Origin of the sequence: Lysobacter changpingensis, from assembly GCF_017308985.1 — a bacterium.
Taxonomy (GTDB): domain Bacteria; phylum Pseudomonadota; class Gammaproteobacteria; order Xanthomonadales; family Xanthomonadaceae; genus Lysobacter_J; species Lysobacter_J changpingensis.
This window is the reverse complement of the sequence record NZ_JADWPE010000003.1, coordinates 729398-749375: the sequence shown is the minus strand read 5'-3', so window position 1 is coordinate 749375 and position 19978 is coordinate 729398. Positions and strand designations below refer to the sequence as shown.

Genomic DNA, 19978 nt, shown 5'->3' with positions numbered 1-19978 from the left:
GCGCGCTGGCGAGCGTCCTGCGTTTCGGCGCGGGCCTGCTGCGCCGGCACGGCCTGCGTCTGGCGGTGGTGTTCGTCGGGTTGCTGCTGCCGCTGTGGGTGTTCGGCGAACTCGCCGACGAGATCCACGAGCAGGAAGCCATCGCCTTCGACGAGCCGATCCTGCGTTTCGCCCACGCGATGGCGCGCGAGGGCTTCGATACGTTCTTCGTGTTCATCTCGAAGGTCGGCTACGCCTGGGGTGTGGTGCCGTTCGACGTCGCGTTCGTGCTCGTGCTGGCGCTGCTGCGCCGTTATCGCGAGGCGGTGTTCGCGGCGATCGCGCTGGGTGGCTCGGCGCTGCTCAACATCGGTGCGAAGCTGTTCTTCGCGCGCGATCGCCCGGCGCTGTGGGATTCGGTCGCGCCGGAAACCACCTACAGCTTCCCCAGCGGCCACGCGATGGGCTCGATGACGCTCGCATGCGTGCTGGTGCTGCTGGCCTGGCACACGCGCTGGCGCTGGCCGGTCGCACTGTCGATGGCGGCGTTCGTGGTCCTCGTCGGCCTGTCGCGCGTGTACCTGGGCGTGCATTACCCGTCCGACATCCTCGCCGGCTGGGCCGTGGCGATGGCGTGGGTCGCGGCGGTGTTCCTTTCGGTGTATCGCGTGCACGGCCGGCCCTGGGCGCGGCCGGTCATCGATCCCGCGGCCGACTGACGCGGGCGCTCATTCGCCGGGCTTGGCGGCTTCCGTGGGTGCGGTCGTCGCGTGCCGGCGCAGGAGCACGGCTTCGCGGTGCGCGATGTAGGCGACCGACGAAAGGATGATGCCGGCGCCGATCCAGGTCCACAGGTCTACCGTTTCGTCGAACCAGAGCCAGCCCACCAGCGCCACCAGCGGCAGCTGGATGAAGCTGATCGGCGTCAGCGCGGAGACCTCGCCGAGCTTGAGCGCGTGCGTCCACAGCACCTGGCCGCCCGTGCCGAACAGGCCGGCGGCGATCACCCACAGCCAGGTGATGCCCTGCGGCCATTCCCACACGAACAGCGCCGGCACCAGCGAGATCGGCACCCAGAACAGGTACGTGTAGAGCACGATCGTGTTGGCGGCATCCACGCGCGAGAGCTGCTTGATCTGGATCGCCACCACCGCGCTCAGCACCGCGGCGAGCAGCGCGATCAGCGTGCCGCCGGTGAACTCGTGCGAGAACGGCCGCACGATCACCAGCACGCCGATGAAGCCGGCCGCGACCGCGGCCCAGCGCCGGCCGCGCACGTGTTCGCCCAGCAGCAGCGCCGCGAGGATCGTCACGAACACCGGCGAGGAATACGACAGCGAAATCGCCTGCGCGAGCGGCAGATGGCCGATCGCCCAGAAGCCGCACAGCATCGAGAAGATGCCGATCACGCATCGCACGAAATAGCGCGGCAGCTGCCGCGTGCGGAGCGAGGCCGGGTCGACGCGCATCACCAGCGGCAGCACGGTGAGCAGGCCGAACAGGTTGCGGAAAAATGCGATCTCCAGCGTGTTCAGCGACTGCGAGGCCAGGCGGATGGCGATGGCCATCACGCCGAAGCAGAGCGTGCTGGCGAGCATGAAGCCCGCGGCGCGAAGCGGATGGGGCAGGGCTTCGCTCACCGTGGAGGCTCCTTACCAGCTCGCGCCGACGATGCGCGGTTCGGGTTCGATGGATACCGAAAAGCGCGTGTGCACCGAGTCGGCGATGCGTCGCGCCAATGTGAGCAGGTCCTGTCCGGTCGCGCGGCCGTGGTTCACCAGCACCAGCGCGTGCGTGGGCGCGACGCCGGCGTCGCCGTCGCGGTGGCCCTTCCAGCCACAGGCGTCGATGAACCATGCGGCCGAGAGCTTGCGCGTGTCCGGACCGTTGCCCCGGAACACGGGCATGCCCGGATGTTCCGCCGCCAACGCTTCGGCTTGCGCGTGCATGACGATGGGATTCTTGAAGAAACTGCCCGCATTGCCGAGCACGGCCGGGTCCGGCAGCTTGCGCCGGCGGATCGCGATGACCGCCTGCGCGACGTCGCGCGGCGTGGGCGAGGCGATGCCCATGGCGACGAGCTCGTCGCCGATGCCGGCGTAGTCGAGTTTGAGCGCCGGCGTGCGCGGCAGCGCGAATTCCACGGCGGTGACGATGTAGCGATCGGGCTCGTGCTTGAACACGCTGTCGCGATACGCGAACGCACACTGCGTCGCGTCGAAGCGGTGCACGCGACCGGTGGCGGGCTCGAAGCTTTCCACCGCGTGGATGAACTCGCGCACCTCGATGCCGTACGCGCCGATGTTCTGGATCGGCGCGGCGCCGACGGTGCCGGGTATCAGCGCGAGGTTCTCCAGCCCGGCGAAGCCTTCGTCCAGCATGCGCAGGACGAAGCCGTGCCAGGTCACTCCGGCATCGGCGCGCACGATCGCGATGTCGCCTTCGTCGCGGACCACGCAAACGTCCTGCCCGGTGAGCGCGAGCAGCGGGACGGCCGGATCGCCGGCGAACAGCAGGTTGCTGCCGCCGCCGAGCACGAGCGGCGTGTGCGTGTCGAATTCGGGCCGTGCGAGCAGGTCGGGCAGGGCGCGGGCGTCGGCGACTTCGGCCAGGAGGGGCGCGGTCGCCGCGACGCCGAACGTGTTGCGCGAGTGCAGCGGCGCGTCGCGCAGTACGCGGATGGCGTCGGTCATCGGGATTCGCACTCGTCGTTCACGCGGCTGCGAGTCGCCTTCGTGTTGCGGAAGCGGGCGGTTGGACGGGACATCGGTCGTACTGTCAGGGAACCTTGCGGCCCCGCAACCGGGGGAACGGCGATCGAAGGCCTCATACGATCGGCGGCATGTTGCCGCGGCTCGGCGCTTCCTTGCGGCGACGCATGGCTTCGACGCATTCCTTGATCAGCGCGGGGCCGCGATAGACCAGGCCGGTGTAGCACTGCACCAGCGTCGCGCCCGCGGCCATCTTCGCCGCGGCGTCGGGACCGGAGAGGATGCCGCCGACGCCGATCATCGGGATCGATTCGGGCAGGCGCGTGCGCATCATGCGCAGCACCGCGGTCGCCTGGCCGAGCAGCGGCCGGCCGGAGAGCCCGCCGGTTTCCTGCGCCAGGGGCGAGCCTTCGATGCCCACGCGCGAAACGGTGGTGTTCGTCGCGATGACGCCGTCCACGTGCAGATCGCCAAGTACGCGGGCGGCGGCCTCGACGTCGTTGTCGGTGAGGTCCGGCGCGATCTTCACCAGCATCGGCACGCGCCGGCCGTGCACGCCGGCCAGCCGTTCCTGCGCGTCGCGCAACGTGCCGACGAGACGGCGCAGCGCCTGCTCTTCCTGCAGTTCACGCAGACCGGCCGTGTTGGGCGAGGAGATGTTCACCGTCACATAGTCGGCGAGCGGGTACACGCGCTCCAGGCAGAACAGGTAGTCGTTCTCGGCCGACTCGTTCGGCGTGTCCTTGTTCTTGCCGATGTTGATGCCGAGCAGGCCGTGCCGGCGCTTCGCGCGTTCGACATTGCGCACCAGCGCATCCACGCCGCCGTTGTTGAAGCCCAGGCGGTTGATGACCGCTTCGTGCTCCGGAAGCCGGAACATGCGCGGCTTCGGATTGCCTTCCTGCGCGCGTGGCGTGACCGTGCCGATCTCGATGAACCCGAAGCCGAGCGCGAGCAGCGCGTCGATGTGCGCGCCGTTCTTGTCCAGCCCCGCCGCGAGGCCGACCGGATTCGGGAACGTCAGCCCGAACGCGCGCGTCGGCAGCGGAGCCGGCCGGCGCGAGAGCAGCGCGCCCGCGCCGGTGCGGTAGGCCACTTCCAGCGCGTTGAGCGCCGCGCCGTGCGCGGCTTCGGCGTCCAGGCCGAACAGGAAGGGGCGGGCGAGTCCGTACATGTCTTTTCGGGATTCGGGATTCGGATTTGAGATTTGGGGATTCGAGAGGTCGGACGTGGTGGATCAGCGGTCGCAAGGACGGGCTTGCCGCGATTCGTCGGCGGCTGGCGCCGCCGCCTTTGCGCATCCAGAATCCCGAATCACGGCGTCACAGATCGAACTTGATGCCCTGCGCCAGCGGCAGCGCGTCGGAGTAGTTGATGGTGTTGGTCTGGCGGCGCATGTAGGCCTTCCAGGCGTCGGAGCCGGACTCCCGGCCGCCGCCGGTTTCCTTCTCACCGCCGAACGCGCCGCCGATCTCCGCACCCGAGGTGCCGATGTTGACGTTGGCGATGCCGCAGTCCGAACCGGACGCCGACAGGAACGCCTCGGCCGCCTTCAGGTTCTGCGTGAAGATCGCCGACGACAGGCCCTGCGGCACGTCGTTCTGCATGTGGATGGCGTCGCCGAGGTCGCTGTACTTCATGACGTACAGGATCGGGGCGAAGGTCTCGTGCTGGACGATGTCGACGTCGTTCGACAGGCCGGTCACGATGGTCGGCAGCACGAAGTTGCCGGCGCGATCGATCGCCGCACCGCCGGTCTCGACCTTGCCGCCGGCGGCCTTGGCCCGTTCGACCGCTTCGAGGTACGCCTGCACCGCGTCGCGGCTGTTGAGCGGGCCCATCAGGTTGGCCGGATCGGTCGGATCGCCGATCTTCTTCTCCACCTGCTTGTAGGCGGTGACGAGCTTGGCCAGCACGTCGTCGTAGATGGATTCGTGCACGAACAGGCGGCGCGTGGTGGTGCAGCGCTGGCCGGCGGTGCCGACGGCGCCGAACACGATGGCGGGAATCGCCAGCTTCAGGTCCGCCGACGGGTCGACGATGATCGCGTTGTTGCCGCCCAGTTCCAGCAGCGAACGGCCCATGCGGCGCGCGACGCGCTCGCCGACGATGCGGCCGACCCGGGTCGAACCGGTGAAGCTGATCAGCGGGACGCGCTTGTCGTCGACGAAGGTCGAGGCGAGTTCGGTGCCGGCGTCGTTGAACAGGAAGAAGATGTCGGGGAAGCCGCCGGCCTTCAGCGCTTCGTTGCAGATCTTCATCGAGGCGATGGCCGACAGCGGAGTCTTCGGCGACGGCTTCCAGATCGTGATGTCGCCGCAGATCGCAGCGATGAACGAGTTCCACGCCCACACCGCGACCGGGAAGTTGAACGCCGAGATCACGCCGACCAGGCCGATCGGATGCCACTGCTCGTACATGCGATGGCCGGGGCGCTCGGAGTGCATGGTCAGGCCGTACAGCTGGCGCGACAGGCCGACCGCGAAGTCGCCGATGTCGATCATTTCCTGCACTTCGCCGTCGCCTTCGGGCTTGGACTTGCCCATCTCCAGCGCGACCAGCGAACCCAGCGCGTCCTTGTGCCTGCGCAGCGCGTCGGCACACAGGCGGATCGCCTCGCCGCGGCGCGGGGCCGGCGTGGTGCGCCACACCTTGTAGGCCGCCTGGGCGCGCTCGACGATGGTGTCGTAGTCGGCCTGCGACGACGCGTGGACCTTCGCCAGCACCTCACCGTTGGTCGGGTTGACGGACTCCAGCACGCCGGCGTCGCGGGTGGCGGACCACTCGCCGTTGCCGAGGTAGGTGCCGGATTCGGCGTCGTTCAGGCCGAGGGCGGTGAGGACGGGGTGGGTCATGGCGGCTCCCTTTACTGCGAGAAACGAGTGGAGAGGAACGAGAAACGAGTCGCGGGCGGAGAAACCGTTCGTTTCTCGTCCGGGCACTCGCTGCTGCTTCATGGCGGCCCCGACACGATTCGAACGTGCGACCTGTCCCTTAGGAGGGGACCGCTCTATCCAGCTGAGCTACGGGGCCATGCGGCGGGCATTTTCGCATGAACGCGTGCGGATCGGGCCGGCCCGCGGGCCGAAGTGGTGTCGGAAAAGTCTGCGGATTCGCGTCAGGACGCGGGCCGGCGCGCCTTTCGCGGGTATGCGTCGCGCGGCCCGGCCGCGCGATCAGCCGTCCGACGGCCCTTCGCCGAGCCCCAGATCGACCGGATCGCGTTGTCCCTTCGCCACCACCGTCGTCGCGGTGAGGTCGCCGGTGACGTTGCCGAGCGTGGCGAACACGTCGGGAATGGTGTCCAGCGCAAGCAGCAGGCCGAGCGGCTCGACCGGCAGTCCCAGCGCCTGCGTCACCGGCATGTTGGTGGCCATGAAGCTGACCTGGCCGGGCAGGCCGACGGAGCCCATGCTGATCACCACCGCCAGCGCCGCCGCGGCGGCCCACTGGGCGATGGTCAGGTCCACGCCGTAGGCCCAGGCGATGAACGCGGCCACGCCCAGGTACTGGATCGGGCTGGTGATGCGGAACAGCGACACCGCCATCGGCAGCACCAGCGAGGTCACGCTGAGCGGATGGCCGAGGCGTTCGCGTGAGGACTCGATCATCGCCGGCAGCGACGCCAGCGAGGACTGCGTGCTGGCGGCCACCACCTGTGCCGGCGCGATGGCCGAGGCGAAGCGGCGCAGGCGTTCGCGGCCGGCGATCGCGGCGATGGGATACATCAGTGCCGTCGCCAGCAGGTACATCGTGCACAGGATCGCGATGTACCAGCCGAACGCGCCGATCATGCCGTGACCCACGCGCGCGCACACGGCCAGCACCAGCGCGAACACGCCGACCGGCGCGACCCACAGCACCCAGTGCACGATCACGATCATCACGTCGGCGATGCCCTGCACCAGGTCGAGCAGGCGCGCGCGGCGCCCGGCTTCGATCCTCGTCAGCGCGAAGCCGAAGAACAGCGCGAACACCACCAGCGGCAGCATCGCGCTCGCCGCGGCGGCGGCCAGCGCGTTGGCGGGGATGATGCCGGCGAACCATTCGGACAACGAACCGGGAAGCGAGAGTTGCGCCGCGCCCGCGGTGGCCGCGCGCAGCGAATCGGCCAGGCCTTCCTGGCGCGGCACGAACGAGAACAGCACCGGCGCGACGATCGCCGCGAACGCCGCGCACACCGAAAGGATCACCACGAAGGTGACGATCGCCTTGCGCGCGGTACGGCCGGATGCCGCCGCATCGGTGGCGTTGTTCACGCCGATCACCACCAGCGCCGCGACCAGCGGCACCACCGTCATCTGCAGTGCGTTGAGCCAGAGCCGGCCGACGGGCTGGACGAAGTCGGCGACCTTGACCGCGAGGTCCGGCGCCAGCCACGCGAGCAGCAGGCCGATGACGGCGCCGAGGACGAGTCCGAGCAGTACGCGGGCGGTGTTCGACATCGGGCGTCAGTTCCGGTTGTGCGGTGGAGCCATCCTCGCGCAGCGGCGGGGGCGTGGGTCGCGAGGCGCGATATTTTCAGCGGGACGATGCCGGAGCCGGCAAACGCCAGGTTGCGTGCAGCCGTTCGAGTTCATCCTCGGGCAGCAGCGCGAACACGGGCCTGCGGCGCGGATCCAGCCACGCGAGCAGTGCGCGCATCGCCGGTTCCGGCATGGCGGTGCAACCGGCGGTGGGCTCGCCCGGCGCGCGCCACAGGTGCGCGAAGATGCAGCTGCCCGCGCCGCTGCGATGGCCTGCGTTGTGTTCGATGACGAATCCGAGCTTGTAGCGCACGTCGCCGTCGGCGTGCAGGTCGCGGCGCATCGGCTCGGTGGAGCCTTCGACCGGGGCATCGCCCACCGCCTTCGCATCGACGATGCGGTTGTAGAGCGGGGACGCGGGCACGTCGATGCACCAGTCCGAGGCGGACATGCCCTGGTACGGCCACGCCGTCGCGGCGCTGTCGGCGTAACCGAACGCCGTGCCGATGCGGAACACGCCCGCCGGCGCGCGGCCGTCGCCTTCCTGTTTCTGCGGGCCGTCGGATTGCGCCGGATTCAGGCCCAGGCCCCATGCCGAACCGCTACGGCCCACCGTGATCGGCGTCGCGCTGCCAACCTCGCGCCATGACGCGCCATCGCGCTCGTAGCGACGCAGCGTGCCGGTCGTCGCGTTCCAGTCGGCGGTGGTGACCAGCACGAGTTGTTGCGCGTCGCTCCACGGCACCGTGGCATCGGTTTTCGAGGCCATCCCGGCGCAGCCGGCGAGCAGCGCGAGCGATGCGGCGGCCAGGCCCCGGACGAATGCAGCGGTCGAACGCATGGAGAACCCCGGTCAGTGGTCGAGCAGATCCTGCATGCGCTCGAAGTTGAAGTCGAGTTGCAGCCGGCGTTCCTCGCTGGCATCGCATAGCAGGATGAAGATCAGGTCGAGCAGGTGCTGCAGCGCCGACTGGTACAGCAGCGGCTCGATGTGCCGGCGCTCGTCGTGCGCCGATACCAGCAGCGCGGCATCGGCGTGCGCGCGCAGCGGATTGGGCGTGTGCCGCGTGACGGTCACCACGCGACCCACGCGCTCGCGGAACAGATGGCTGATCTGGCACAGGGTCGGTTGGCGGCCGTGTTCGGAGAACACCAGCAGCACATCGCCGGGCGCGGCGCTGGAGACGCCGGCCTGCATCAGGATCGCGTCGACGTAGTGCACCGTGAGGATGCCCAGCATCGACAGCCGCGTGGCGAACGCGCGCGCCGGGATGCCGTCCTCGCCCAGGCCGATGATGAACACCTTGCCGGCCTGCGCGATGGCGTGCGCGATCGCGTCGATGTTTTCCGGCGGATTGATCAGGCGCGTTTCGGCTTCGGCCATCGCCTTCAGGTGCCAGAGGTCTTCGGCCAGCGCCGCGTGCGGATCGCCCGCGCGCGCTTCGCGACCATTGCCGCCTTCCTCGCCGCCATCGCCACGCGCCACGGCCTGACCGATGGAGTACTTCAGGTCCGGATAGCCCTTGTAGCCGAGCTTCTGGCTGAACTTCACCACGCTCGACTGGCTGATGCCGAGCGCGTTGGCGAGCTGCTGCGAGGAGTAGTCGCGCAGCAGGTGCGCGTTTTCCAGCAGGAAATCCGCGATGCGCCGCTCGATGGCGGACATCTGGTCGCGCTCGGAGCGGATCTTCAGCAGCGGCGACATGGGGCCCGCAACGAGTGGGAAGGAGTGAGAAACGGGTGGGCAGCCTCGCACACCTGACGGGCCAAGAACGAGAAACGGGGACGGCGGAACCGGGAACGAGCGGGCGCGTTCCTTCGCTGCATGCGCGGGAAACGGCGATGGCCTTTGCTTTTCACTCGGTTCTCCCTCCTCGTCACTCGTTTTCCGCCTCCCCGTCACCCGTCCCTGCGCTTCAAAGAAGCTCCAGCCCCCGAATCTCCCGAATGCCCAGCCCCGGCGCATCGGTCACCGAGATCTCCGATTCGTTGAAGATCACGCCGCCATCGACCGGATTGAACGCGGAAAGCGAGGGGCCGTCGAGGTCCACCTTGGTGATCGCATTGGACTTGGCCACCGCCAGGTGCACGGCCGCGGCCACGCTGATGCTGCTTTCGAGCATGCAGCCGATCATGCATTCCACTTCGTACAACGCCGCGATATCGGCGATGCGGATCGCGTTGCTCAGGCCGCCGGTCTTCATCAGCTTGATATTGATGATGTCGGCCGCGCGCATGCGGATCAGGTCGATCACTTCCTTCGGCCCGAACACGCTTTCGTCGGCCATGATCGGCGTGTGCACGCGCTCGGTGACGTACTTCATGCCATCCAGGTCCTGCGCCTTCACCGGCTGCTCGACCAGTTCCAGGCGCACGCCGGCGTCTTCGAGCATGTTGATCGCATGCACGGCCTGCTTCGCGGTCCAGCCCTGGTTGGCGTCGAGGCGGAGCAGGGCGCGGCCTTCGACGGCGGCGTAGATCGCCTTGACGCGCTCGATGTCCACGCCGATGTCCTTGCCGACCTTGATCTTCAGCGACTCGAAACCGCGATCCACGGCGCTGAGCGAGTCGGCGACCATCTTCTCGATGTAGTCGACGCTGATGGTGATGTCGGTGGTGATCACCGGATCGCCGCCGCCGAGCATCTTGTACAGCGGCACGCCGTACAACTGCCCGAACAGATCGTAGACGGCGATTTCGACCGCGGCCTTCGCGCTGGTGTTCTTCTCCAGCGCGGTCTGGATGAGCTGCGTGATGCGGTTGAGGTTGGCGATTTCCTGTCCGATCAGGCGCGGCGCGATGAACTTGCGGATCGCCTCGACGATCGAGCCGTGCGTGTCGCCGGTGATGACCGCCGTCGCCGGCGCTTCGCCGTAACCGACCTGCCCGGTGTCGGTGTGCACGCAGACGATGATGTCCTCCACCGCCTCGACCGTGCGCAGGGCGGTCTTGAACGGCGTTTTCAGCGGAACGCGCAGCATGCCGAACCGGATGTCGGTGATTTTCATTCGTGTGGTTCTGGGATGTGGGGTGCGGGCGGGAGTGGGTGCCGGCGCTTACGGCCGGATCCGCTGGATGTTGGTGATGCGGTCCACGAAGCTGGTCTTGCCGTTGAACAGCAGCGGCGTGAGCGGCGAGACGGTGACGCCGTTGGTCCTGGCACGCACGATCCCGCCGTCGGGGCCGGCGAAGCTCAGGCCGGTGGTGTCGTGGATCACGTACGGTTCGCCGTCGATCCGGTCGATCACCATCATCACGTGGCCGGGAATGTAGACCAGATCGCCGACCTGCAATTCGCGCACGACGGCCATCCGCTTTGCGTGGCTGTCCTTTTCGGCGAACGCGATGCGGTTGAGCGCGGGGCTCACCGCCTGGTCGCTGGTGTTGCGCGGCAGTTGCACGCCCATGCTGCGGTAGATCTCGGATACGAAACCGCTGCAGTCGCGCGCGTTGTAGCTGTGGCCCCAGCCATAGCGTTCGCCGAGGAACTTGAAGCCCTGCTGGATCAGGTTGCGCGGGGTGAGCGCGAGCGGCGCTTCGGCGGTCGGTTCGCGGCGCGGGAGCAGCGCCGGCGCGAAACGCAGCGAACCGTCGTCATTGCGCACCGGTAGCTGGATGACATGCGAGGTGTAGCCATGCTGACCGTTCACGGCGGTGCCGACCGGCCAGTCGGCGAGTACCGGCACGCGCACGCCCATGTCGAGCTGCACTTCGGAAACGCCCGGTTCCTCCGGCGTGTAGACGGTGGTGGCGCGCGCGCCGGTGACGATGCGGAACGGCGTCTTGCGGCCGTAGCCCAACACCGCGTCGCGGCTGCCTTCGGCGACGTACTGCTTCTCGATCCACGCCGCATAACGCGTGTTGACGATGAAGAACCAGTTGCCGTCGCGGCTCTCGTGCACGATCGCCACCGGATCGCCAGGGAAAAGCCCGCTTTCCTGGAAACGGTCGATGTCGTGGTCGTCGTTCGAACTGAACACGCGCGTCCGCGTCGGGAACGAGCGCAACGCGGCGCGATGCACGACCAGACCGAAGCGCGTGGCCTGCGTCGCGGGCACCGCGGCGAGGTTGGCGTTGTCGACGATCGAGTCGAGATCGGCAGCCGGCACGACTTCGCCGCGTTCGTCGTAGAGCGTGCGCGTGGGACGCTTCGACAGGCCCTCGATCCAGCCGGCCACGCGCGCACGTTCGAGCGAGGACGGCAACGCATCCAGGTCGTGCATGCTGCGATCGAGCTGCATCAGCTTCGCGTTCTGCGCGGCGATGGCCTGCGCGTCGAGGATCACGCGGTCCGGTTCGGTCTGCCTTTCGACCCACCACGCGGGATCGAGCTGCGCCTGTTCGACACCGACCACGCCGGTATCGGCGGGAATGGTCCATCCGTGCTCGTAGGCGTTGGCCGACGAGAGTAGGCCCGTTGAAAACAGGGCGGTGGAAAGCAGGCAGGCGGCGAGGATGGGGCGAAGGCGCATGGAGCGGAATCCGTGAACGGCGGCGCGAGGGCCGGAAGACTGGACCGTGGCGTCGCGGCGCGGTTCCGGCAACCCGCGAACAGCGGCGCACGCCTGCGCGGCGTTCGCCGTGCGGCGGCCGAAGGCCGAAGCGTCCTCGATCATCGCGTCCCCTCCTGGACCGCCTTGCGGGAGGCGGCGGCCGGCTGGGACAGAATAGATACTTCTTTCTGCCGGATAGTCAAGAATAAATTATTGACCGGGTACTCCACTCATGTTACACAGCGGTGAACGGCCCATCTAACGGCCGCCCAGTGAGTGGTCTGCGTGGACGATCTACGGTTACCGCTTCGATCGCCGATGCCCCGGACGCGCCGCCGGCACGTCCTGTTCGCCGCCATTCTCGCCCTTGGGGCGATGGCCGCGACGGACGCCGCCCTGTCCGCCACGGACCCGCTGCCCGACGTGATCGCCCGTATCGACAGCGGTGATTTCCGCGAAGCGACCGTCCGCATCGATGCGGCCCTGGCGCAACCCGGACTCGACGCGCGAACCCGCGCGGACCTCGAATTCCAGCGCGAACGCATGCGCCGCATCCGCCTGGATTTCACCCTCACCGCCGACCAGGCGCGCGCGAAGTTGCGCGAATCCATTCCCGACCTGCGCGAGGACGAATTCCAGCGCTGGACGCAGGCGGATCTGCTCGAGCACATGGTGATCGACGGGACGCCGTGGTACTTCAACCGGTCCATCTCGAATCTGTTCCGCGTGAGCCCGGAGGCGATGGCGCGACGCGCGACGCCGTTCCAGCGCAACGACGGGCCGATGGAAAACGCCAACGCCTACCACGACGAGGCGGTGGCCGATGCGCGACGGACCGGCAACAGCAGCGTCGCGCCGCGCCGCGTGCGGGTGAAGCAGTCGATCACCGTCGACGCCGACGCGGTGCCCGCGGGCGAGACCGTGCGCGCGTGGATCCCGTATCCGCGCGCGATACCGGGGCGACAGGAAGACATCCGTTTCCTCGCGAGCCTGCCTGCGAAGCAGCGCATCGCGCCGGAGTCGACTATGCAACGCACTGTCTATCTCGAACAGCCGGCGGTGGCGGGCAAGCCGACCACGTTCTCGATCAACTACGAACTCACCATCTTCGGCGAGCACCACCTCATCGATCCCGACAAGGTGACGTCGCTGGGCGACCGGCCCGACCTCGCGCCGTACCTGGCGGAGCGTCCGCCGCACATCGTCTTCACCGACGAGATGCGCGCGTTCTCGAAGAAGGCCGTCGGCGACGAGACGAATCCGTACCGCATCGCGAAGAAGCTGTTCCAGGCCGTGGACGCCATTCCGTGGGGCGGCGCGCGCGAATACTCGACCATCACCAACATCAGCGATTACGCGCTGCGCGGCAACCACGCCGACTGCGGCCAGCAGACGCTGCTGCTGATGACGTTGCTGCGCCTGAACGGCATTCCGTCGCGCTGGCAGTCGGGCATGGTCTATTCCGATGGCACGTACGACAACCTGCACGACTGGGGCGCGCTGTACCTCGCCCCGTACGGCTGGGTGCCGATGGACGTGACGACCGGCCAGTTCAACGGCACACGCGATCCGGAAGTGGAGTGGTTCTATCTCGGCGGCCTGGATGCGTACCGGATCGCCTTCAATGACGATTTCGGCACGGATTTCATGCCGGCCAAGCAGCACGTCCGGTCGGAGACCGTGGATTCGCAACGCGGCGAAGTGGAGTGGGCAGGGGGCAACCTCTACTTCGACCAGTGGGATTACAGCTTCGAAGCGCAGGTGCTGCCCGTCGCCGGGACGGGACGGTAGCGCCTTCCGCATCACTTTCACCGTGGAGAGGGGACATGAAGAGCATGGGGTTTCGTAGGACCGCGTTGTGCATGGCGCTGGGCGTTTGCCTGACATCCGCGCTGTCGTTGCATCAGGCGCACGCCGCCAACACGGACGGTTCGCTGGTCGGCCGCACCACGCCGAACGCCGAGGTGACGGTGCGCAATCCCGCCACCGGCTTCACCCGCACGGTGCGCGCGGACGGGCAGGGCAACTACCGCTTTCCGTTCCTTCCGGTAGGCAACTACCAGGTCGAGGTGAGCCGCGACGGCCAGCCCGTGGCGGAACCGTTCGCGACGTCCATCAGCCTCGGCAACGCGACCACGTTGAACATCGCCGAAGGCGGCGCGGCGACGGAGCTCGCCGCGGTGCAGGTCGTCGGTTCGCGCGTGATCTCGCCGGTGGACGTGACCTCCACCGAATCGGCCACCAACATCAGCCGCGAGGAAGTGGCGCGCCTGCCGGTGCAGCGCGACATTCTCGACGTCGCCACGCTGGCGCCCGGCGTGAACCGTGGTGAGTTCGGCGGCCTGTCGTTCGGCGGTTCGTCCGTGGCGGAAAACACCGTCTACATCAACGGCCTGAACGTCACCGACTTCTACAACCGCGTGGGCTTTTCCTCGCTGCCGTTCTCGTTCCTGGAAGAGTTCCAGATCAAGACCGGTGGCTACTCGGTGGAGTACGGCCGCAGCACCGGCGGCGTGATCAACGCCGTGACGCGTCGCGGTACGAACGAGTTCCAGGCCGGCGCGGACATCGTGATCGACGGCCTGTGGCAGGGCAAGGGCAGGAACTACGCACCGACGCTGTACACCCGCTGGGACGATTCGGACGAGAACAACTATTCGATCTGGGGCTCCGGCGCGCTGGTGAAGGACCGCCTGTTCTTCTTCGGTATCTACGAGAAGCGCGACCTCGAGGCGCAGAACACCGACGACGGCGGCGGGAACTTCTTCGAGAACCAGGGCGACAACGACTTCTGGGGCGCGAAGATCGACTGGCAGATCAACGACGCCAACCTGCTGGAGGTGTTCGGCTTCTCCGACAAGAACGACACGACGCAGGACGTCTACGGGTTCGACGCCGACACCGGCACGCGCGAGGAATTCCGCAACCGCATCGTCAACAAGTCCGGCGGCGACAACTGGGCGCTCACCTACACCAGCTATTTCACCGATACGTTCTCGATGAAGGCCATGTACGGCGAGAACGAGCGCAACGCGTCGTCCATCGGCGTCAACGACGACCGCTGCAGCCTGGTGCAGGACCAGCGCGTGAACACCTCGTTCATCGGCTGCACCAGCAACACCGCGGTGATCGACCGCACCGATACGCGCGAGGCCGCGCGCCTGGACTTCGAATGGAGCCTGGGCGACCACCTGCTGCGTTTCGGCGCCGACCACGAGAACAACACGTCCGACTACAGCAGCCGTTATCCAGGCGATGGCCTGCGTTACGAGGTCAACAACGCCGGCGCGCGTGTCAACGGCGTCGACGTGCCGGAAGGCACGGTGTACGTGCGTACGCGCCAGGTCGCCAACCAGGGCACGTTCGAGACGGAGAACCAGGCCTTGTACATCGAGGACAACTGGAACGTCACGCCGAACCTGCTGCTGAACCTGGGCGTTCGCATCGAGAGCTTCGACAATAAGGACGCGGCCGGCAACAGCTACATCAAGCTCGACGACATGATCGCGCCGCGCTTCGGCTTCTCGTGGGACATGAACGGCGACGGGCGCTCGAAGGTGTTCGGCAACGTCGGCCGCTACTTCCTGCCGGTGGCGAACGTCATCAACATCAAGCAGGCCGGTCCGTTCCTGGATGCACGCCGCTTCTACTTCTGGGACGGCACCTTCGCCGAGGGCGACAACCCGATTCCGGGCCTCGGCGCGGAAATCGGCACCGTGGACGACTCGCAGGGCGATGGCAGCGTCGCCGACTTCCGTGGCGAAGTCGACAAGGACATGGATCCGGTCTACCAGGACGAGTTCATCCTCGGCTTCCAGCAGATGCTGGGCGAGAAGTGGTCGTGGGGCGTGAGCGGCACGTACCGCAAGATGCACAACGCCATCGACGACATCGAAGTGGTCAACAGCTGCGGCGACAGCGGCTTCGTCATGGCGAACCCGGGCAAGAACCTGACCTACTACACCGACACCGACTGCGACGGCGAGAACGACGGCTTCGTCACCATCGACACCGGCGTGACGGGCTGGGAACTGCGCGACGGCACGATGATCGGCTGGGAGAACCCCAAGCGCACCTATCGCGCCATCGAGCTGCAGCTCGACCGCGCGTGGGACGACAAGTGGGCGTTCAATGCCACCTACGTCTGGTCGGCGAGCAAGGGCAACTACGAAGGTCCGGTGAATTCGGATACCGACTTCTCCGACTCGGGCCGTACCGAAGCCTTCGATAATCCGTTCGTGGAAATCGGCGGCTACGGCTTCCTGCCCAACGACCACCGCCACCAGATCAAGCTGCGCGGCAACTACGCCATCACCGACAACTGGACCATCGGCGCGACGCTGGATGCGCGCTCGGGCCGTCCGATGAGTGAATACGGTGCGGGCAATCCGTACGACGACAACGAGTTCCTCACGCACTACATCTGCGAAAGCGATCCGAGCCTGTGCTACACGGACGAGGGCCAGTGGCGGCTGTCGCGCCGCGGTGCGTATGACACCCTGCCGTGGACCTACAACCTCGGCCTGAGCGTGGCGTACAACACCGACCTGGGCCCGGTGAAGCTCAATGCGAAGTTCGCCGTCTACAACGTGCTCAACGAGCAGACGGTGATCGAACGCAACGAGACGCTGCAGGAAGAGGAAGGCGTGGGCCTGATGAATCCGTTCTTCGGCAACCCCACCGCGTTCCAGGCGCCCCGCAACGCACAGTTCATCCTTTCGCTGAGCTATTGATCTCCCTCGAGCGGCGGACGGCCAGGTGCCGTCCGCCGCCTTTTTTCTTCCACAGGGACGGGCCTTGTCGAACTTCCATCCCGGCGAACTGGACGCGATCGCGCGTCACGTCCACACGCCGTTCTACGCATACTCGGCCGACATGATCCGCGCGCGGATCGCCGGCCTGCAGAACGCCTTCCGCGGCCTCGACATCCGCATCTGCTACGCGGTCAAGGCCAACCCCAATCTCGCGATATTGCAGCTGATGGCCGGCCACGGCGTCGGCGCGGACATCGTCTCGCTCGGCGAGATGCAGCGCAGCCTGAAGGCAGGCATCGCCGCGGACCGCATCGTGTTCTCCGGCGTCGGCAAGACGGCGGAGGAAATCGACGCCGCGCTGGCCGCGGGCGTGTGGCGGTTCAACGTCGAATCCGCCGACGAACTGCAGCTGCTGCAGCACGTCGCGCAGGCACGCGGCGCGTCTGCGCGCGCGGCGGTGCGCATCAACCCCGACGTGGATGCGCGCACGCACGCCAAGATTTCCACCGGCAAGGCCGAGGACAAGTTCGGCGTGTCCATCGACGAAGCGCGCCGCTGGTTCTCGCGGGGGGCATCGCTGAACCACGTGCGGCTCGATGGGCTGCACGCGCACATCGGTTCGCAGATCCTCGACCTCGAACCCTTCCGCATGGCGCTGCAACGCGTGGAAGCGTTCCGCCGCGAACTGGTCGAAGCCGGCCATGCCATCGCCAGCGTCGACATCGGCGGCGGCCTCGGCGTGGTCTATCGGCCCGGCATCGACCGGCCCATCGACATCGCCGACTACGCCGCGCTGGTGCGCGAGACGTTCGCCGGTTTCCAGGGCACGCTCGCGCTCGAGCCCGGCCGTTATCTCGTCGGCGAGGCCGGCGTGCTGGTGACGCGGGCGATCCGCGTGAAGCATGGAACCGATCGCCATTTCCTCGTCGTGGATGCGGCGATGAACGACCTGCTGCGGCCTTCGCTCTACGACGCGTGGCACGAGATCGTCCCGCTCCACGGCCGCGCCGAGGCCGAGGTGGCGTACGACGTAGTCGGCCCGGTGTGCGAAACCGGAGACACCTTCGCGCAGGGCCGCACGATGGCGCGCTGCGAGGCCGGCGACCTGTTGATGATCGGCGGCGCCGGCGCGTACGGTGCGTCCATGGGGTCCACCTACAACTCCCGGCCGCTGCCCGCGGAAGTGCTGCTGGACGATGGCCGCTACGCCATCGTGCGCCGGCGCCAGACGCTCGCGGAGATGATGGCCGGCGAACAACTCGCGCAGGCATGGCATGAAACCTGACCGGATCGTCGCGTTCGCGCTTTCGTTGTGGCTGGCGTGCCTGCCGGCCGTCTGCGGCGCGGCGTCATCGGCCTCGGACCGCGAGGCGGTCGATGCGATCTTCGAGGACGTGTTCGCGCGCTACCGCCTGCCAGGGCTTGCGCTGGGGATCGTCGAGGATGGGCGCGTGGTGTATTCGCGCACCGCCGGCGAACTCGTGGAGGGCGAGGGCGACAGGATCGACTCGCAGACCCTCTTCAAGGTCGCCTCCAATACGAAGTCGATGACGACGGCGACGCTCGCGCGCCTGGTCGATGCCGGCAAGCTGCGCTGGGACGACCGGGTGGTGAAGTGGCTTCCGGACTTCCGCATGCATGACGCATGGGTCGGTCGCGAAATGCAGGTGCGCGACCTGCTGATCCACAACAGCGGCCTGCGCGCAGGTGCCGGCGACCTGATGCTGTGGCCGGAGCCGAACACGTTCACGCGCGCGGACATCATCCATGGGCTCGGGCATCTCAAGCCGTACCGGAGTTTCCGTTCCGGTTACGACTACGACAACCTGATGTACATCGTCGCGGGCGAAGTCGCCGCTGCGGCGGGCGGTGCGCCGTATGAAACGCTGGTGCGTCGCGAAGTGTTCGAACCCCTGGGCATGTCGCGTTGCCAGGTCGGGCAGTGGAATCGCATCGAGGTTGGCAACGTCGCCCAGCCGCATCGCCGCGAAGGCCAGCGCAACGTGCCCGTGCGCAGCGGTGGCGATATCGTTTCCGCGACGACGATGGACCCCGCCGGCGGCGTGCGCTGCAGCCTCGACGACATGCTCCGCTGGACCGCGAACTGGCTGAAGCCCGAACCCGCCAACGCGGGCTGGCTTTCGCAGGAGCAGCGCCAGGCATTGTGGGCGCCGCAGATGCCGATGCCGGTCTCCAGACGCATGCGCGAATGGGATCGCAGCCATTTCGCCGCCTATGGTTACGGCTGGCGCCTCGCCGACGTCGATGGCGTGTTCAAGGTCGCGCACACCGGCACGTTGATGGGCATGTACTCGGCCGTGACGATGCTGCCCGACAAGGGCGCGGGCTTCGTCATCCTGATCAACGGCGAAGGCGACGAAGCGCGCACCGTGCTGACCCAGGTGCTGGTGAAGCGCTACACGTCCAACGATCCGGCATTGTCTGTCGCGCATTACGCGCGGTTGCTGGACGAGGAGGACGCCGCGCGACCGGCCGCCGAAAAGGCGCCGGACACGTCGCGTCGCCGGCGCGCCACCGCGAAGGAGTTGTCGCCGCGACTCGGCGCGTATCGCGATCCGTGGTTCGGCGAAGCGACGCTGTGCCGCGATGGCGATGGCGATGGCGATGCCGTGCGGTTCCGCGCGCGCAAGTCGCCGCTGCTCGATGGCGTGGTGCAGCGCGTCGGCGATCGCTGGCTCATCGACTGGAACGAACCGAGCGTCGATGCGGAAGCGTGGCTCGACTTCAACGAGGGTGGCATGCGCCTGGCGAAGGTCGATCCGCAGGCCGATTTCAGCTACGACTACGAGGACCTTGCGTTCGAACGGGTGGGGGATTGCCCCTGATGCGGCACGTTGCATGCCTGGCGATCGCGTTCGCCACGCTCGCATTGGCGGCATGCGCGTCGACGCCGCGGATGGAGATCGATCCCGCGACCACGCCCGAAGCCGCCGGACTCGTCGATATCCGCACGCTCGTGCCCGACATCGACCTGGACATGCGCTACGCCGGCAGCAACAACTTCACCGGCGCGACGGTGGACGGCTACGGCGCACCGCGTTGCTACCTGCTGGAACCGGCGGCGAAGGCGATCCAGCGCGCCGAAACCGCGCTGCGCGCGGAAGGTTTCCGCCTTCGCATCTTCGACTGCTACCGTCCCGCGCGTGCGGTGCGTTCGTTCGTGGCATGGGCGAACAATGCGGATGAACACACGAAGGCGCGCTTCTATCCCGCGCTGGAGAAGCCCGATCTGCTGGGCGGCTACATCTCGCCGACCTCCGGGCACAGCCGTGGCGCGACGATCGATCTGACGCTGATGCGTTGCGACGCCGCTGGCGCATGTACGCCGCTCGACATGGGCACCGGGTTCGATTTCTTCGATCCGCTCGCCAATACCGATTCGCCGCACGCGACGCCGGAGCAGCGCGCCAACCGCGATCGCCTGCGTGCTGCGATGGCGCGTGCGGGACTGAAGAATTACCCGAGGGAGTGGTGGCACTTCACGCTCGATCCGGAGCCGGCGCTGAAGCGATTCTTCGACGTGCCGATCGAATGAGTTCCTGCTCTTGTAGTCC

General features: G+C 67.5%; 15 protein-coding genes and 1 tRNA gene. 6 read left to right on the top strand and 10 right to left on the bottom strand.

All coding sequences use genetic code 11. The features are described 5' to 3' along the window. The first annotated feature begins 5 nt into the window (after nt 1–5). A complete protein-coding gene (locus I4U41_RS10310) occupies nt 6–698 on the top strand; it encodes a phosphatase PAP2 family protein (RefSeq protein ID WP_425492573.1) in 693 nt (230 codons plus the stop codon). A 9-nt stretch (nt 699–707) separates the two neighbouring features. On the opposite strand, the gene I4U41_RS10305 is transcribed toward I4U41_RS10310, so the two are convergent. From I4U41_RS10305 to I4U41_RS10260, 10 genes are all read right to left on the bottom strand, one after another. After that, a complete protein-coding gene (locus I4U41_RS10305; RefSeq protein ID WP_206861614.1) occupies nt 708–1577 on the bottom strand; it encodes a DMT family transporter in 870 nt (289 codons plus the stop codon). A 54-nt stretch (nt 1578–1631) separates the two neighbouring features. Beyond that, complete coding sequence (gene murB, locus I4U41_RS10300; RefSeq protein WP_206861044.1) at nt 1632–2672, bottom strand: UDP-N-acetylmuramate dehydrogenase; 1041 nt, start codon at nt 2670–2672, stop codon at nt 1632–1634. Nucleotides 2673–2805: 133 nt separating this feature from the next. Further along, on the bottom strand, nt 2806–3864 hold the full coding sequence (locus I4U41_RS10295) for a quinone-dependent dihydroorotate dehydrogenase (protein ID WP_206861043.1): 1059 nt from the start codon (nt 3862–3864) through the stop codon (nt 2806–2808). A 148-nt stretch (nt 3865–4012) separates the two neighbouring features. Beyond that, complete coding sequence (gene amaB / locus I4U41_RS10290; RefSeq protein ID WP_206861042.1) at nt 4013–5545, bottom strand: L-piperidine-6-carboxylate dehydrogenase; 1533 nt, start codon at nt 5543–5545, stop codon at nt 4013–4015. Nucleotides 5546–5646: 101 nt separating this feature from the next. Continuing rightward, nucleotides 5647–5723, bottom strand: a tRNA-Arg gene (locus tag I4U41_RS10285). 143 nt (nt 5724–5866) lie between these two features. Further along, nucleotides 5867–7135 carry a dicarboxylate/amino acid:cation symporter gene (locus I4U41_RS10280; RefSeq protein ID WP_206861041.1) on the bottom strand — a complete coding sequence of 423 codons (1269 nt, stop codon included), beginning with the start codon at nt 7133–7135 and terminating at the stop codon, nt 5867–5869. A 76-nt stretch (nt 7136–7211) separates the two neighbouring features. After that, nucleotides 7212–7997 (bottom strand): L,D-transpeptidase family protein, encoded by a 786-nt coding sequence (locus I4U41_RS10275; protein ID WP_206861040.1) that lies wholly within the window; start codon nt 7995–7997, stop codon nt 7212–7214. A 12-nt stretch (nt 7998–8009) separates the two neighbouring features. Further along, the gene (locus I4U41_RS10270) at nt 8010–8861 is read right to left on the bottom strand and encodes a MurR/RpiR family transcriptional regulator (RefSeq protein ID WP_206861039.1); all 852 of its coding nucleotides are present in this window, start codon (nt 8859–8861) and stop codon (nt 8010–8012) included. 211 nt (nt 8862–9072) lie between these two features. Beyond that, on the bottom strand, nt 9073–10164 hold the full coding sequence (locus I4U41_RS10265; protein ID WP_206861038.1) for a dipeptide epimerase: 1092 nt from the start codon (nt 10162–10164) through the stop codon (nt 9073–9075). 48 nt (nt 10165–10212) lie between these two features. Continuing rightward, on the bottom strand, nt 10213–11628 hold the full coding sequence (locus I4U41_RS10260) for a C40 family peptidase (RefSeq protein WP_206861037.1): 1416 nt from the start codon (nt 11626–11628) through the stop codon (nt 10213–10215). 339 nt (nt 11629–11967) lie between these two features. Here I4U41_RS10260 and I4U41_RS10255 point away from each other — a divergent pair, with 339 nt between their 5' ends. The 5 genes from I4U41_RS10255 (at nt 11968) to I4U41_RS10235 (ending at nt 19959) form a co-directional block, all read left to right on the top strand. Beyond that, nucleotides 11968–13440, top strand: coding sequence for a transglutaminase-like domain-containing protein (locus tag I4U41_RS10255; protein WP_206861036.1), 1473 nt, complete (start codon nt 11968–11970; stop codon nt 13438–13440). A gap of 71 nt (nt 13441–13511) precedes the next feature. Next, nucleotides 13512–16382, top strand: coding sequence for a TonB-dependent receptor (locus I4U41_RS10250; RefSeq protein ID WP_484502684.1), 2871 nt, complete (start codon nt 13512–13514; stop codon nt 16380–16382). A gap of 64 nt (nt 16383–16446) precedes the next feature. Continuing rightward, nucleotides 16447–17688 (top strand): diaminopimelate decarboxylase, encoded by a 1242-nt coding sequence (gene lysA / locus I4U41_RS10245; RefSeq protein WP_242525118.1) that lies wholly within the window; start codon nt 16447–16449, stop codon nt 17686–17688. Further along, complete coding sequence (locus I4U41_RS10240; protein WP_206861033.1) at nt 17678–19249, top strand: serine hydrolase; 1572 nt, start codon at nt 17678–17680, stop codon at nt 19247–19249. The genes lysA and I4U41_RS10240 overlap by 11 nt, the downstream gene beginning before the upstream one ends. Further along, on the top strand, nt 19249–19959 hold the full coding sequence (locus I4U41_RS10235; RefSeq protein WP_206861032.1) for a M15 family metallopeptidase: 711 nt from the start codon (nt 19249–19251) through the stop codon (nt 19957–19959). The genes I4U41_RS10240 and I4U41_RS10235 overlap by 1 nt, the downstream gene beginning before the upstream one ends. Nucleotides 19960–19978: the final 19 nt, after the last annotated feature.

Excerpts from the sequence above, each read along its gene's own strand:
- I4U41_RS10305 (WP_206861614.1), bottom strand. The coding sequence starts at position 1,577 with ATGCTCGCCAGCACGCTCTGCTTCGGCGTGATGGCCATCGCCATCCGC.
- murB (WP_206861044.1), bottom strand. The coding sequence starts at position 2,672 with ATGACCGACGCCATCCGCGTACTGCGCGACGCGCCGCTGCACTCGCGC.
- I4U41_RS10295 (WP_206861043.1), bottom strand. The coding sequence starts at position 3,864 with ATGTACGGACTCGCCCGCCCCTTCCTGTTCGGCCTGGACGCCGAAGCC.
- amaB (WP_206861042.1), bottom strand. The coding sequence starts at position 5,545 with ATGACCCACCCCGTCCTCACCGCCCTCGGCCTGAACGACGCCGAATCC.
- I4U41_RS10280 (WP_206861041.1), bottom strand. The coding sequence starts at position 7,135 with ATGTCGAACACCGCCCGCGTACTGCTCGGACTCGTCCTCGGCGCCGTC.
- I4U41_RS10275 (WP_206861040.1), bottom strand. The coding sequence starts at position 7,997 with ATGCGTTCGACCGCTGCATTCGTCCGGGGCCTGGCCGCCGCATCGCTC.
- I4U41_RS10270 (WP_206861039.1), bottom strand. The coding sequence starts at position 8,861 with ATGTCGCCGCTGCTGAAGATCCGCTCCGAGCGCGACCAGATGTCCGCC.
- I4U41_RS10265 (WP_206861038.1), bottom strand. The coding sequence starts at position 10,164 with ATGAAAATCACCGACATCCGGTTCGGCATGCTGCGCGTTCCGCTGAAA.
- I4U41_RS10260 (WP_206861037.1), bottom strand. The coding sequence starts at position 11,628 with ATGCGCCTTCGCCCCATCCTCGCCGCCTGCCTGCTTTCCACCGCCCTG.
- I4U41_RS10255 (WP_206861036.1), top strand. The coding sequence starts at position 11,968 with ATGCCCCGGACGCGCCGCCGGCACGTCCTGTTCGCCGCCATTCTCGCC.
- I4U41_RS10250 (WP_484502684.1), top strand. The coding sequence starts at position 13,512 with ATGGCGCTGGGCGTTTGCCTGACATCCGCGCTGTCGTTGCATCAGGCG.
- I4U41_RS10240 (WP_206861033.1), top strand. The coding sequence starts at position 17,678 with ATGAAACCTGACCGGATCGTCGCGTTCGCGCTTTCGTTGTGGCTGGCG.
- I4U41_RS10235 (WP_206861032.1), top strand. The coding sequence starts at position 19,249 with ATGCGGCACGTTGCATGCCTGGCGATCGCGTTCGCCACGCTCGCATTG.